Source organism: Pseudomonas sp. CCI4.2, assembly GCF_034350045.1.
Classification (GTDB): Bacteria; Pseudomonadota; Gammaproteobacteria; order Pseudomonadales; family Pseudomonadaceae; genus Aquipseudomonas.
The window spans coordinates 3,072,765-3,088,022 of the sequence record NZ_CP133781.1 but is presented as its reverse complement, the minus strand read 5'-3'; the positions used below and the strand labels follow the sequence as shown (position 1 = coordinate 3,088,022).

Sequence of the window (15,258 nt, the reverse complement as noted above, 5' to 3'; positions counted from 1 at the left end):
CATTGGGCGAGCGGTTCCTAGAATCGCCCGACATTTTCGCTTGGAACCCCCCCCAGCCAATGTCGTCATCCATACGTATAGCCATCAATTCAGACGCATTGACGCGGTTAGCCCAGGCTATTGCTGTAGTCCTGAGCGCCACGCTGGCTGGCTGTCAGACCACGAGCCACATTGAGCCTGTGAGCAGTCATCGGGCACCCAATCTGGCCGGTGAATTCAAACAGAAGCCGATTTTCCTCACCGGCAAACCGACGCCGTTAGCACCACAGGATGTCTGGGAGCGGATGCGTCAGGGTTTTCAGTTGCAAGAAGGCAACGGCCAAAATCCACGCATCGATCAGCAACGCCTCTGGTTTGCTAACAACCCCGCGTTCATCGAAGCGGCTGGCGAACGCGGCAGCCTCTACATGCATTACATCGTAGAGCGCCTCGAAGAACGCAACATGCCACTTGAACTGGCCCTGCTGCCGGTGATCGAAAGTGCCTACAACCCAATGGCGTATTCGCGCAGCGATGCCGTGGGCTTGTGGCAATTCATCCCCTCCACTGGGCGCTACTTCAATTTGCGTCAAACCAGCTTCTATGACGGTCGCCGTGACATTACGGCGTCGACGATTGCGGCACTGGACTACCTGACGCGGCTGCATGACATGTTCAACGGTGACTGGCTACTGGCATTGGCGGCGTACAACGCCGGTGAAGGCACGGTCAGTCGCGCCATTGAGCGCAATCAGAAACTTGGCTTGCCGACCGATTACTGGAACCTGTCATTGCCACAGGAAACCCAGGATTACGTGCCCAAGTTCCTGGCACTTTCGCAAGTGGTCATGGCGCCAGAAGCTTATGGCGTCAACCTGAGCCCGATTGCCAATGAGCCGTACTTCAAGGTCGTCGAGCTTAACCACACGATGGACCTGTCAAAAGTGGCCGCCATGGCCGATATCGACGAAGACGAGCTGTTTCAGCTCAACCCGGCCTTCAAAAAGCGCATGACCATCGACGGTCCTCAGCATCTGCTGGTGCCGACGGCCAAGGCGCAGCTATTGACCGCCAACCTGTCGAACATGAAACCCGAAGAACTGGTGGACTGGCAGCAATACAAAGTACGCCGTGGCGATACATTAGTAAGCCTGGCCAGCCGTTATCGGGTGTCAGTCAATACCCTCAAGGACGTGAACAAGCTGTCCGCCAAAGGCGTTCACGCGGGCCAGACGTTAAGCATTCCAACCATACCCGGCATGACCCCTGCCGGGCCTGCGTTCGAGGAAATGGCCAGCCGAGACATTCCCTCGGCGAGCCGCAGCTACCAGGTAAAAAAAGGCGACAGCTTGGCGACTATCGCCAAAGCCCATAAGGTCGAAGTCAAAGAACTGCAGCATTGGAATGGCCTCTCGGGCCAGCATTTGAAAATCGGTCAAACGCTGGTCATGCAAGACGCCAACAAAAAATCCCGCTCGAAATCAACCGCTGTCGCCAGTACCAAATCAAAAGCCAGCGAAAAGGCGACCACTCAATACACGATTCGCAAAGGCGACTCGATGTACTTGGTGGCCAAGCGGTTCAACGTTGAAATGCAGCATCTCAAACGCTGGAATCCGCGCAGCGGCATGGCGTTGAAGCCGGGTGAGACGTTAACGGTGTATCGGAACGACTGAGTTAGGCTGCGCCAAGGAGCGCTGACGCTTTCCCGAATGAATTCGGTCCCACCGGTTTTTTGGGCGAGCACAAAACCTGTAGGAGTCACGTATCTGACACCGCCTGCCCGCCGTCTTTTTCCAGCCGATACAAGCTGTTACTGTACCGCCCCAGTAGCCCAAGCCGCCTGAGTCGGATGTCAGACGTGATACGTTTTCTCCTGCTATTCATCAGCCTGGCCTTGAGCTTTCCCGCAGCCGCTACCATCAGCGAAAGCCATGGCTATGCGCAGTTCGGTGTACTCAAGTACCCAGCCAGCTTCACTCACTTCGACTGGGTCAATCCCGAGGCGCCGAAAGGTGGCACCTTGCGCATCATGGCGTTTGGCACATTCGATACGCTTAATCCTTACACCTTCAAGGGCAGCAGCCCGATTTCGACGCCCAATTTCCTGCAATACGGCGTCAATGAGCTCAACGAGCCACTGATGGTTGGCACCGGCCAATACGACCCTTCCGGCGACGAACCCACGTCCAGTTATGGCTTGATTGCGCAGAGCGTCGAATATAGCGACGACCGCAGTTGGGTGGTGTTCAACCTCCGCCCGCAGGCCCGCTTCAACGATGGCAAACCAATCACCGCCTACGACGTCGCGTTTTCCTATCGGTTGTTGCTCAGAGAAGGTCACCCGCAATACCGCACCAGCCTGCAGGAGGTCGCACGGGTCGATATTCTGGGCCGGCACCGGATTCGCTTCGTATTCAAGCGCGGCGGTAATCCACTGCTGATTCTGCGTCTGGGCGAGTTGCCTGTGTTGCCCCAGCACTATTGGAAAAACCGCGATTTCAAAGCCACCACGTTCGAACCTCCGGTGGGCAGCGGTCCGTATCGGATTACCCACGTGCAGCCCGGCAGGCGTCTGGTCTTCGAGCGGGTCAAGGACTGGTGGGGCAAGGACTTACCCGTCAATCGGGGCAAGTACAACTTCAATCGGGTTGAAGTCGAGTTTTACCGCGACAGCGATGTAGCGTTCGAAGCATTCAAAGCCAATGAGTTCGACATCTACATCGAGCATCAGGCCAAGAACTGGGCCACCGGCTACAACTTCCCGGCGGTCGCCCGTGGCGATGTGATCAAGGCGCAGATTCCGCACAAGATTCCGACTCAAAGCCAAGGGCTGTTCATGAACACCCGGCGCAACATGTTTGCCGACGTCAAGGTTCGCGAAGCACTCAGCCTGATGTTCAATTTTGAGTGGACCAACCGCACGCTGTTTAGCGACGCCTACACCCGCTCGTTGAGCTATTACCCCAACAGTGAATTCGCCGCCAGCGGCCTGCCTATGGGGCGTGAATGGTTAATGTTGACGCCTTGGCGCAATCAGTTGCCACCGAAGCTGTTCACTGAGCCATTTAGCCTGTCAAAGACTGACGGCGGCGGGGTTCCTCGGGAAACCTTGCGCCGGGTCCTCGGTCTATTGACCGAAGCAGGCTGGACGCTGTCCGACCAACGCCTGCTGAACCGCAACGGGCAACCGCTGCGCTTCGAGATACTGCTGGTCAATCCGAACCTCGAACGCATCTTGCAACCCTACGTCGAGGATTTATCGCGGATCGGCATCGAAGCCCACCTGCGCACGGTAGATCCCGCCCAATACAAACAGCGCCTGGACCCATTCGACTTCGACATGATTTCGATGACCCTCAACCAGAGCCTGAGCCCAGGGCTTGAACAATGGCAGTATTTCCATTCCAGTCAGGCGACGACCAAGGGCAGCAAGAACTACGCGGGGGTTTCCAGCCCGGTGGTTGACAGCCTGCTCAAACAGTTGCTGGCCGCACAAACCCACGAAGATCAACTCGCCGCCGCCCGCGCACTGGATCGGGTGTTGCTCTGGCAGCATTACAGCATTCCCAATTGGTACCTCGACTATCATCGCCTGGCATACCGTAACCGGTTCGTCATGGTCACCACCCCGCCCTATACCCTGGGTTTGCGCGCGTGGTGGCTCAAGCCTTCGGAGAAGATTCAATGACTGTCATGCGCTCCCTGCTGTTGCAGGCTAGCGGCATCGTAATGATGGGCCTGGCCTGCGTCACGCAAGCCGCCCCCGAACACGCCGTGACCCTTTATAACGAGGCGCCGAAATACCCCGCTGACTACAAGCACTTCGACTACGTCAACCCGGATGCGCCAAAGGGCGGCACGTTTCGTCAGGCGGGCTTCGGTGGTTTCGACAGTCTCAACCCCTTTATCAACAAGGGCGTCGCGGCCGACGACATCGGCATGATCTACGACACCCTGGCCCGCCAAGGCCTGGACGAACCGTTCACTGAATACGGGTTGATCGCCGGCAAAATTGAAAAGGCCCCGGACAACAGCTGGGTGCGCTTCTATCTGCGCCCGGAAGCGCATTTTCACGACGGCCACCCGATACGCGCTGAAGACGTCGTGTTTAGTTTTCAGACCCTGATCAAAAGTGGTGCGCCGATGTTTCGCGGCTACTACGCCGATGTCGATCAGGTGATTGCCGAAGACCCGTTACGCGTGCTGTTCACCTTCAAGCACACCAACAACCGCGAGCTGCCGTTGATCCTCGGCCAGATACCGGTCCTGCCCAAGCACTGGTGGGAACACCGAGATTTCAGCAAGGGCAATCTGGAAATTCCGTTGGGCAGCGGACCGTACAAGGTCGCCGAGGTCAAGGCCGGGCGTTCGATTCGCTACGAGCGGGTCAAGGACTACTGGGGCAAGGACCTGCCGGTCAACCGCGGCTTTTACAATTTCGACACCATGACCTTCGACTACTACCGGGACAACACCGTAGCCCTCGAAGCGCTAAAGGCCGGGCAATTCGATTATTGGCTGGAGATCAGCGCGAAGAACTGGGCCACCGCCTACAACACCCCAGCAGTCAACGCCGGACGCTTGATCAAGGAAGAAATCCCCAATGGCAACCCCACCGGCATGCAGGGGTTTGTCTTCAACCTGCGGCGTCCGATTTTTCAGGACCCCCGTGTGCGTGAAGCACTTAGCCTGCTGCTGGATTTTGAATGGACCAACAAGCAGCTGTTCAATGGCGCCTACACCCGCACCAACAGTTACTTCGATAATTCCGAAATGGCCTCACGCGGCCTGCCATCCGCCGATGAACTGGCGATTCTTGAGCCCCTGCGCAGCACGTTGCCGGGCAAAGTGTTCACCGATGAATTCAAGCTGCCAGTGACTGACGGCAGCGGGATGATTCGTCCACAACAACGCCAGGCCTTTCAACTGCTGCAAGAGGCCGGTTGGCGCATCGTCGGCGACAAGATGGTCGATGCCCAAGGCAAGCCGGTGCAGATCGAATTCTTACTGGCACAGACCGAATTCGAACGGGTGTTGCTGCCGTTCAAGCGCAACCTCAGCGACCTTGGCATCGATTTCGTGCTGCGCCGAGTCGATGTCTCGCAATACGTCAATCGCTTGCGCTCGCGGGATTTCGACATGATCGTCAGTGGTTTCCCGCAGTCCAATTCGCCGGGCAACGAACAGCGGGAATACTGGGACTCCTCCAGCGCCGATAAACCGGGCAGCCGCAATTTCATGGGACTTAAAGACCCGGCCATCGACACCTTGGTCGAGGGCCTGATCAACGCCGATTCACGGCAAAGCCTGATCACCCACGCGCGAGCACTGGACCGGGCGCTGCTTTGGGGTTATTACGTCATCCCCAATTGGCACATTAAAACCTGGCGCGTGGCGTATTGGGACCCTATTGGCCACCCGAAAACCACGGCACTGTACGATGTGGCGCCTTCGACCTGGTGGGTCAAACCCGACGCCACACGGGCTATTCCCGTGCCTATGCCCGGCCCAACCCCTGAGCAAGCCAAGCCGGCGAGCGTGGAGCAATAAGATGCTGGCCTACATTTTTCGGCGCTTGCTGCTGATAGTTCCCACCCTGTTCGGCATCTTGCTGATCAATTTCGTGATCATTCAGGCAGCTCCCGGTGGCCCCGTGGAGCAAATGATCGCCAAGATCGAAGGCTTCGACGGCGCCACCAGTCGCATCGCTGGCGGTGGTGCGGAAGTGTCGGTGGCCGGTTCCAGCTATCGTGGCGCTCAAGGGCTGGACCCGGCGCTGGTGAAAGAAATCGAGCACATGTACGGCTTTGACAAGTCTGCCCCCGAACGCCTGTGGATCATGATCAAGAACTACGCCACGCTGGATTTCGGCAACAGTTTTTTTCGCGACGCCAAAGTCATCGACCTGATTAAAGAGAAGATGCCGGTCTCCATTTCCCTCGGGCTGTGGAGCACGTTGATCATGTACCTGGTGTCGATTCCATTGGGGATTGCTAAGGCCACACGACACGGCAGCCACTTCGACGTCTGGACCAGCACCGCAATCATCATCGGTTACGCGATACCGGCCTTCCTGTTTGCGATTCTGCTGATCGTGGTCTTTGCCGGTGGCAGCTATTTCGACTGGTTTCCATTGCGTGGCCTGACCTCGAACAACTTTGATGAGCTGAGCTGGGGCGGCAAAATTCTCGATTACTTCTGGCACTTGGCGTTGCCCGTCACTGCATTGGTGATCGGCAACTTCGCGACCATGACGTTGCTGACCAAGAACAGCTTTCTCGACGAGATCGGCAAGCAGTACGTGATCACGGCCAAAGCCAAAGGCTTGAGTCAGCGGGCCGTCTTGTACGGCCACGTATTCCGCAACGCCATGCTGTTGGTCATCGCCGGTTTCCCGTCTGCGTTTATTGGCATCTTCTTTACCGGCTCGCTGCTGGTGGAAGTCATTTTCTCCCTGGACGGGCTGGGATTGATGAGTTTCGAAGCGGCGATCAACCGCGACTACCCCGTAGTGTTCGGCACCTTGTTTATTTTTACCCTGCTGGGACTGGTGGTGAAATTGATTGGCGACATCACCTATACGCTGGTCGATCCGCGTATCGACTTCGAAAGCAGGGAGCATTGATATGACGCTCTCACCGCTCAATCGTCGTCGCTTCGCCCGCTTCAAAGCCAATAAGCGGGGCTGGTGGTCGCTGTGGTTGTTTCTGGTCTTGTTCGGCCTGAGCCTTGGCGCCGAATTGATCGCCAACGATAAACCGCTGGCCGTGCATTACGACGGCCAATGGTATTTCCCGGTGTTCAAGCGCTACCCGGAAACCACCTTCGGCGGCGAATTCCCGCTGGAAGCTAACTACAAAAGCCCGTACATCAAGGAGCTGATGAAGGCCAAAGACGCCTGGACCCTGTGGGCGCCGATCCCATTCAGCTACCAAAGCATTAATTACGACCTGAAAGTCCCGGCGCCCGGACCGCCCTCGTTAGAAAATTACTTCGGCACCGATGATCAAGGTCGCGATGTGTTGGCGCGGGTCATCTACGGGTTTCGCATCTCGGTATTGTTTGCCCTGACATTGACGATCCTCAGCTCAATCGTCGGGGTGATTGCCGGTGCGCTTCAGGGTTTTTATGGCGGCTGGGTAGATTTGGTCGGGCAGCGCTTTCTGGAGATATGGTCAGGGTTGCCGGTGCTCTACTTGCTAATCATTCTGGCAAGTTTCGTCCAGCCCAATTTCTGGTGGCTGCTAGGCATCATGCTGCTGTTTTCCTGGATGAGCCTGGTGGACGTGGTGCGGGCCGAGTTCCTGCGTGGGCGCAACCTGGAATACGTGCGCGCTGCACGGGCGTTGGGCATGCAGAACATGGCGATTATGTTTCGGCATATTCTGCCCAATGCCATGGTCTCGACCATGACTTTCATGCCGTTCATTCTGACCGGCGCCATCGGTACACTGACCGCGCTGGATTTTCTCGGCTTTGGCCTGCCCGCTGGCTCGCCATCGCTGGGTGAACTGGTGGCCCAAGGCAAATCCAATTTGCAGGCACCATGGCTCGGGATCAGCGCGTTTGCCGTATTGGCCCTGATGCTCAGCTTGCTGGTGTTCATCGGCGAATCCGCCCGCGACGCTTTCGACCCAAGGAAATGAGATGAACAAGGACAATTTGATCGAAGTCCGCGATCTCGCCGTGGAGTTCGTTGCCGACGGGAACATCCATCGGGTGGTCGAGGGCATCAGTTTCGATGTCCGTCGCGGCGAAACCCTGGCGTTGGTCGGCGAAAGCGGGTCGGGCAAGTCTGTCATCGCGCATTCAATACTGCGTCTGCTGCCCTACCCGCTGGCGCGCCATCCCAGCGGCACAATTCATTACGCAGGGCATGACTTGCTCAAGCTCAGTGAGAAACGCTTGCGTGCGATTCGTGGCAACCGGATCGCGATGGTTTTTCAAGAACCCATGACCTCGCTCAACCCGCTGCAATCCATCGAGAAACAGGTCAACGAAGTGCTTAGCCTGCACAAGGGCTTGCAAGGCAAGGCGGCCACTGTGCGGACACTGGAGCTGCTTGAGTTGGTTGGTATCAATGAGCCACACAAAAGACTCAAAGCCCTGCCACACGAGCTCTCAGGCGGTCAGCGGCAGCGCGTAATGATTGCCATGGCCCTCGCTAACGAACCCGAACTGTTGATTGCCGACGAACCGACCACCGCGCTGGACGTCACGGTGCAACTGAAAATCCTCGAACTGCTCAAGGAATTACAGGCCCGGTTGGGCATGGCGCTGCTGTTGATCAGCCACGATTTGAACCTGGTACGGCAAATTGCGCACCGAGTATGTGTCATGCAGCGCGGTTGCATCGTCGAACAAGCGTCCTGTGAACAGCTGTTCCGTTCACCGCAGCATCCGTACACCCAAGAGTTGCTGGGCGCGGAGCCTAGCGGCGGCCCGGCGACCACGGTGGCAGGTGCCCCGCTGCTTGAAGTAGAAGACCTGCGCGTCTGGTTTCCGATCAAGAAAGGGCTGTTCAAACACACTGTCGATCACGTCAAGGCAGTGGACGGGGTTAATTTCAGCCTGCTCCAAGGGCAGACACTGGGGATAGTGGGCGAAAGCGGCTCGGGCAAATCGACCATGGGCCTGGCCATTCTTCGGTTGATCGGGAGCCAAGGCGCCATACGCTTTCAGGGCAAAACGCTAGACTGCCTGACGCAGCAGCAGATACGTCCCCTGCGTCGGCAAATGCAGGTGGTGTTCCAGGACCCGTTTGGCAGCCTGAGCCCACGCATGACGGTGAGTGAAATTGTCGGTGAGGGCCTGCGCATTCATCGCATGGGCTCCCCGGCCGAGCAAGAAAGCGCGATCATTGAGGCGCTTAAGGAGGTAGGTCTGGATCCGGAGACTCGGCACCGCTACCCCCATGAATTTTCCGGCGGGCAACGGCAGAGAATCGCCATTGCCCGGGCATTAGTGTTAAAACCGGCGCTGATTTTGTTGGACGAGCCCACGTCGGCGCTCGACCGGACCGTTCAGCGCCAAGTAGTGGAGCTGCTGCGGTCACTGCAAAAAAAGTACAACCTGACCTATTTGTTTATCAGCCATGACCTGGCGGTAGTCAAAGCGTTGAGCCACCAGTTGATGGTGATCAAGCAAGGACAAGTCGTTGAGCAAGGTTCGGCGCGCAGCATTTTTGCCGCGCCGCAACATCCCTATACACAGCAGCTGCTGGAGGCCGCCTTTTTGGCGCCGGTAGCTGTCGATTAACCTGAAGAGGAACAACACATGGGTTTTCTCGCCGGTAAGCGCGTCCTGATCGTCGGTGTCGCTAGCAAACTGTCCATCGCATCCGGCATTGCTGCCGCCATGCATCGCGAGGGCGCAGAGCTGGCCTTCACGTATCAGAACGAAAAATTGAAAGGTCGTGTCGAAGAGTTCGCTGCAGGCTGGGGTTCAAATCCTGAACTGTGCTTCCCTTGCGACGTGGCCAGCGACGAAGAGATCGCCAAGGTCTTCGAAGAGCTGAGCAAGAAGTGGGATGGCCTGGACGTGATCGTCCACTCAGTAGGCTTCGCACCCGGTGACCAGCTTGACGGTGACTTCACCAAAGCAACCACCCGCGAAGGCTTCCGTATCGCTCACGACATCAGCGCTTACAGCTTTGTGGCCTTGGCCAAAGCCGGTCGCGAAATGATGAAAGGCCGTAACGGCAGCCTGCTGACCCTGTCGTACTTGGGCGCAGAGCGCACCATGCCTAACTACAACGTGATGGGCATGGCCAAAGCCAGCCTGGAAGCGGGTGTACGTTACCTGGCCGGCAGCCTTGGCCCAGAAGGCACCCGCGTCAACGCCGTATCGGCTGGTCCGATCCGTACCTTGGCGGCTTCTGGCATCAAAAATTTCCGAAAAATGCTCGCCGTCAACGAAGCGCAAACTCCGCTGCGTCGCAATGTGACCATCGATGAGGTCGGCAACGCCGGCGCCTTCCTGTGCTCCGACCTGGCGTCCGGCATCAGCGGCGAGATCATGTACGTCGACGGCGGCTTCAACACCACCGCGATGGGCAACCTCGAAGACTGATTTCACCGCTTGATCAAAAGCCCGCCGCTCGCACGAGTTGCGGGCTTTTTGTTGGCTGGGGTACACCGCAAACGTTCTGAGCCAACTTGTTGGCGATGGGCTTGATGCGGCGTGTCAGTTATAGCGCCTCGCCAACAAGTTGGTATCTACAGGCGGTTAGCATTCGCGGAGCTTGAAAAAAAAGGCCGCTCAGTTGAGCGGCCTTTTTTTGTAGCGAGGCTAAACGTTAGTAACGTTCGATCTTCGCTTTGCTTTCCAGCTGTGCACGGTAAGCAGCAAAGTCCTGCTGACCTGCCCGCGAGGCGAGGAAGCGGCGGTACTGAGTCTTTTCATCAGCTGTCGGCGCTGCGGCTTGATTGACGCCATTAAGGCGCACGATCACGAAGCTACCGTCAGCTGCTTTCAGACTCTTGTAGACCGGCTTGCCTTTGCCTTCTGGCTTGGGCATGCGGAATAGCGTTTGCAGCACTGCCGGGTCAACACCTTCCTGACTGCGGCTAACCGCTTCCAGCACTTTCCAGCTTTGACCGTCTTGTTTGGCTGTCAGCGGTATTTTACCGTCGCGCAGACCCGCCAATAACGCCTCACCTTTGGCCTTGACCGCATCGCTGGCGTGATTCTTCATCAACTGCGCCCGAATGCTGCTGGCAACGCTTTCAAGTGGCAACTGCTCTGGCTGACGGTGTTCCTTGACCCGCACCACCACAGATGTTTCCGGATCGAGTTCGAGGGCGGCACTATTAGAACCATCCTCAAGCACTTCCCGGCTAAACGCGGCCTGTATCACGGCACGGTTGGCGGTAATACCTTCCCCTCCCTCACGGCCGAACGGCGCGGAGGTTTGCACTTTCAGGCCAAGCTCTTGGGCAGGCTGCGCCAGATCGGACGCTTCGAACGCCGAGTCTTCAAGCTTCTTGGTGGCATCGACATAACGCTGCTCAACCTGCTGAGATTTCAGCTCGTGGGTTAGCTTGTCTTTCAAACTGGCGAAGGTTGGAACAGACGGCGCTTCAATACCCAACAGCTTGATCAAGTGCCAGCCGAAACTGCTGCGCACCGGTACCGATACCTGGTCTTTCTTCAGGTCATACAACGCCTTTTCGAAAGCCGGATCGTAGACGCCCTGACCTGCATAACCCAAGTCACCGCCTCTGCTGGCAGAACCCGGATCCTGTGAAAATTCTTTGGCCAACGCCGCAAAATCCTCACCTTTGGCCAAGCGCTTTTGAATATCTTCAATCTTCGCTTTGGCCTGGGCATCGGTCATTTTGTCGTTCACTTCGATCAGAATGTGTGCAGCACGACGCTGCTCGGCAAGGTTGCCGATTTCTTTCTGATACGCCGCCTGCAAATCAGCGTCCTTGACTTGAACCTGATCAAAAAAGGCGGATTTCTTCAATTCAATGAAATCCAGCACGACCTGCTCGGGGCTCATGAACTCTTTGGCGTGTTCGTCGTAATGCGTCTTGATTTCAGCGTCGGTCACTTTTGCGGCCGCGATGTCGGGAATAAACGTCAGCGTGGCGAAATCACGCGTCTGTTTTTCCAGACGGGCAAACGCGTCAACCTGAGCGTCGGTGACAAAACTGCTGCCCGCCAAACCGGCGCGCACCTGACCGATCAACATTTCCTGACCCATCATCTGGCGGAATTGCAAACGGCTGAAGCCCAACTGGCGGATGACCTGATCAAAACGATCAGGATTGAATTTGCCGTCTACCTGAAACTCAGGTGTCTGCAAAATCTGCTGATCCAACGCAGCCTCGGAGAAACCGAATTTGGAGTCAGCGGCACCTTCGAGCAACAATTTGCGATCGACCAAGCCTTTAAGGGCCGAGTCGTGCAGCATTTTTTCGTCCAGCAGCGCGGGATCGAAATCCTTGCCCAGCTGTTGCGCGAGCTGCCGGCGTTGTATCTCAATCGCCTGACTCAGCTCGGTTTGGGTGATTTCTTCACCATTGACCTTGGCAGCATCCTGACTGGTGCTGGTGGCCCTGAATAGGGCATCGAAGCCGGTCAAGGCCATCAGCGCCATGATCACGCCAATGATTGTCTTGGCAATCCAGCCTTGGGAATTGTCCCTGATATTCTGCAGCATGCGTCCCCCAGAAACGGTTGTACTGAATTAAACCAACCGCGGAGCGTGGGTAGAATCCGGAAAGAAGAAAGGCGCATCCGAGGATGCGCCTTCTCGTAACTGGCGGAGCGGTCGAGGCTCGAATCCGCGACCTCGGTGGACCAGCACGGCTTTTGTACCGGCTGACCTACCGCTCCGCTGCCAAGACAGAAATGACTCTGGCCTGGATAGGCAAAGGCGTGAAAGTAGCTTAGTTAACAGCTTCTTTCAGTGCTTTACCGGCTTTGAAACCTGGTTTTTTTGCGGCAGCTATTTCCAGCGTCTTACCGGTTTGAGGGTTGCGACCGATACGAGCAGGACGATCAGTAACGGAGAACGTACCGAAACCTACCAGTACAACAGAGTCGCCAGCCTTAAGAGCGCCAGTGACGGATTCGATTACTGCGTCCAGCGCACGGCCAGCAGCAGCTTTCGGGATATCAGCAGATGCAGCGATAGCATCAATCAGTTCCGACTTGTTCACTCTAAGTCCCCTTATATCTATTGAGTACGTTTCTAAGTTTTTTGGTGTTAAGCAAAACGAGCGCTGAATGGCCTACAGACTCTTTTAGAGCCGCTTTATAACAAGGGCTCTAAAAAGCTGTCAAGGAAGGCCATGCAGACTAATGCGTGCTAATTCTTCCCTTAGCGTCAGACTCGCGCTTTTCGTCCTTGGCTACCAGTTCAGGAGCCACATCCGGTAAGGGCTGCGGCGCGTATTGCAGCGCAATTTGCAGGACCTCGTCAATCCATTTAACCGGTTTAATCTGCAAGTCCCGTTTGATATTGTCCGGAATTTCCTTCAAATCCCGTACGTTCTCTTCAGGAATGATCACGGTTTTGATCCCGCCACGGTGCGCCGCGAGCAGTTTTTCCTTCAAGCCGCCGATCGCCAAAACCTGCCCCCGCAGGGTGATTTCACCGGTCATTGCCACGTCAGCACGCACCGGTATCTGTGTCAGCGCTGAAACAAGGGCCGTGCACATACCTACGCCCGCGCTAGGACCGTCTTTAGGCGTCGCGCCTTCCGGCATATGGATATGGGTGTCGCGCTTCTCATGGAAGTCCAGAGGGATTCCCAAGCTTTTGGCCCGACTGCGCACAACCGTCAGCGCAGCGGTGATGGATTCAACCATTACATCACCCAATGAACCGGTCTTGATCAACTGACCTTTACCCGGGACCACGGCCGCTTCAATGGTTAGTAATTCACCGCCCACCTGAGTCCATGCCAAACCGGTTACTTGTCCAATTTGGTCTTGGACTTCGGCCAAACCGTAGCGGAATTTACGAACACCGAGGAAATCCTCCAGCATTTGCGCCGTTACGCGGATCGAGAAGCGCTTTTCAAGCGCGTGCTCTTTAACGGCCTTGCGGCAGATTTTCGCAATTTGCCTTTCCAGACTCCGCACGCCCGCTTCACGGGTGTAATAACGCACGATGTCGCGGATCGCTTCTTCGTCAAACTCGATTTCGCCTTTCTTCAAGCCATTAGCCTGAATCTGTTTAGGCGATAAGTACTTGACTGCAATGTTGATTTTTTCATCTTCGGTATAGCCAGGCAGGCGGATGACTTCCATTCGGTCCAGCAGCGCCGCAGGAATATTCATCGAGTTAGCCGTGCACAGGAACATCACATCGGAAAGGTCGTAATCGACTTCCAGATAGTGATCGTTGAAGGCGTGGTTCTGCTCTGGATCAAGTACTTCAAGCAATGCCGAGGCCGGATCGCCACGCATGTCGCTGCCCATTTTGTCGATTTCGTCGAGCAGGAACAGCGGGTTGCGAACGCCCACTTTCGTCATCTTTTGTATCAATCGTCCGGGCATCGAACCGATATACGTCCGGCGATGACCACGAATTTCCGCTTCATCACGCACGCCACCCAAGGCCATGCGCACAAATTTACGGTTGGTTGCATGGGCAATTGACTCGGCGAGGGAGGTTTTACCCACACCCGGCGGACCGACCAGACACAACACAGGACCACGAATTTTCTTCACGCGTTTTTGCACGGCGAGGTATTCGAGAATGCGTTCTTTGACTTCATCCAGGCCGTAATGGTCGGCGTCGAGAATATCTTCAGCGCGGGTCAAGTCCAGACGGACTTTGCTCTGAGCCTTCCAAGGCACCTGTACCAGCCAATCGATGTAAGAGCGAACCACCGTGGCTTCAGCCGACATCGGCGACATTTGCTTGAGCTTGTTCAGCTCCGCCAGCGCTTTGGTCAGGGCATCTTTAGGCAAACCAGCTGCATCGATGCGCTTTTTGAGGTCTTCGATTTCGTTGTGGCTTTCATCGCTGTCGCCCAGCTCTTTCTGAATGGCCTTCATCTGCTCATTCAGGTAGTACTCGCGCTGGCTGCGCTCCATCTGCTTTTTGACACGGCCGCGGATACGCTTCTCAACCTGCAGCAGGTCAATTTCAGCGTCCAGCAATGCCAACACGTGCTCTACCCGTGCAGACAGGTCAACAATTTCGAGAATTTCCTGCTTCTGCTCGATTTTCAACGCCATGTGCGCGGACATGGTATCGACCAGGCGACCCGGCTCATCAATGCTGTTGAGGGAAGACAGGACTTCAGCGGGCACTTTTTTGCCCAGCTGTACATATTGTTCGAACTGAGCCAACAGGCTGCGCACAAACACTTCGGATTCGCGATCGGGTGCATCCACCTCTTCGATCAGCGCTACTTCAGCGCGACAATGACCCTCGACTTCAATGAAGCGCTCGACAGTGCCACGCTGCTCGCCTTCGACCAACACCTTGACGGTGCCATCAGGCAGCTTGAGCAACTGCAATACCGTTGCAACGGTGCCGACGCTATAAAGAGCATCTTCACCTGGATCGTCGTCTGCGGGATTTCTCTGGGCAAGCAAGAGGATTTGCTTGTCGCCGGTCATCGCGGCCTCAAGGGCCTCGATAGATTTCTCACGCCCCACGAACAGCGGGATAACCATGTGCGGATAAACCACAACATCACGCAATGGCAAGAGAGGCAATTCGATGGTTGTTTTCATGTTTTCGCCTCTACGGCGGCCGTACAGCCGCGGACAGATAGAATTAAGCTTGAAACCAAGATGGGGGTA

Annotated in this window: 10 protein-coding genes; 7 read left to right on the top strand and 3 right to left on the bottom strand. The window is 56.3% G+C overall.

Going from position 1 to position 15,258, the window contains the following annotated elements:
* The first annotated feature begins 59 nt into the window (after positions 1-59).
* The 7 genes from RHM65_RS13985 to fabI all read left to right on the top strand — a co-directional run bounded on the left by RHM65_RS13985 (position 60) and on the right by fabI (position 10,053).
* Complete coding sequence (locus RHM65_RS13985) at positions 60-1,655, top strand: LysM peptidoglycan-binding domain-containing protein (RefSeq protein WP_322165379.1); 1,596 nt, start codon at positions 60-62, stop codon at positions 1,653-1,655.
* 185 nt (positions 1,656-1,840) lie between these two features.
* On the top strand, positions 1,841-3,670 hold the full coding sequence (locus tag RHM65_RS13980) for an extracellular solute-binding protein (RefSeq protein WP_322183627.1): 1,830 nt from the start codon (positions 1,841-1,843) through the stop codon (positions 3,668-3,670).
* Positions 3,667-5,532 carry an extracellular solute-binding protein gene (locus RHM65_RS13975; protein ID WP_322183626.1) on the top strand — a complete coding sequence of 622 codons (1,866 nt, stop codon included), beginning with the start codon at positions 3,667-3,669 and terminating at the stop codon, positions 5,530-5,532. Before RHM65_RS13980 ends, RHM65_RS13975 begins: the two co-directional genes overlap by 4 nt.
* A 1-nt stretch (position 5,533) precedes the next feature.
* Entirely contained in the window at positions 5,534-6,607 is a 1,074-nt protein-coding gene (locus RHM65_RS13970; RefSeq protein ID WP_322183624.1) for a microcin C ABC transporter permease YejB, read from the top strand.
* A 1-nt stretch (position 6,608) separates the two neighbouring features.
* Positions 6,609-7,628 carry an ABC transporter permease gene (locus RHM65_RS13965; RefSeq protein ID WP_322165383.1) on the top strand — a complete coding sequence of 340 codons (1,020 nt, stop codon included), beginning with the start codon at positions 6,609-6,611 and terminating at the stop codon, positions 7,626-7,628.
* A gap of 1 nt (position 7,629) precedes the next feature.
* Positions 7,630-9,240 carry an ABC transporter ATP-binding protein gene (locus RHM65_RS13960; RefSeq protein WP_322183622.1) on the top strand — a complete coding sequence of 537 codons (1,611 nt, stop codon included), beginning with the start codon at positions 7,630-7,632 and terminating at the stop codon, positions 9,238-9,240.
* A gap of 18 nt (positions 9,241-9,258) precedes the next feature.
* Entirely contained in the window at positions 9,259-10,053 is a 795-nt protein-coding gene (gene fabI, locus RHM65_RS13955; RefSeq protein ID WP_322165385.1) for an enoyl-ACP reductase FabI, read from the top strand.
* Between the two features lie 226 nt (positions 10,054-10,279).
* Here the strand turns inward: fabI and RHM65_RS13950 are convergent, their stop codons facing one another.
* The 3 genes from RHM65_RS13950 to lon all read right to left on the bottom strand — a co-directional run bounded on the left by RHM65_RS13950 (position 10,280) and on the right by lon (position 15,189).
* Positions 10,280-12,151 carry a SurA N-terminal domain-containing protein gene (locus tag RHM65_RS13950; RefSeq protein ID WP_322165386.1) on the bottom strand — a complete coding sequence of 624 codons (1,872 nt, stop codon included), beginning with the start codon at positions 12,149-12,151 and terminating at the stop codon, positions 10,280-10,282.
* Positions 12,152-12,380: 229 nt separating this feature from the next.
* Positions 12,381-12,653 carry an HU family DNA-binding protein gene (locus RHM65_RS13945; RefSeq protein WP_002552737.1) on the bottom strand — a complete coding sequence of 91 codons (273 nt, stop codon included), beginning with the start codon at positions 12,651-12,653 and terminating at the stop codon, positions 12,381-12,383.
* Positions 12,654-12,792: 139 nt separating this feature from the next.
* On the bottom strand, positions 12,793-15,189 hold the full coding sequence (lon, locus tag RHM65_RS13940; protein ID WP_322165392.1) for an endopeptidase La: 2,397 nt from the start codon (positions 15,187-15,189) through the stop codon (positions 12,793-12,795).
* Positions 15,190-15,258: the final 69 nt, after the last annotated feature.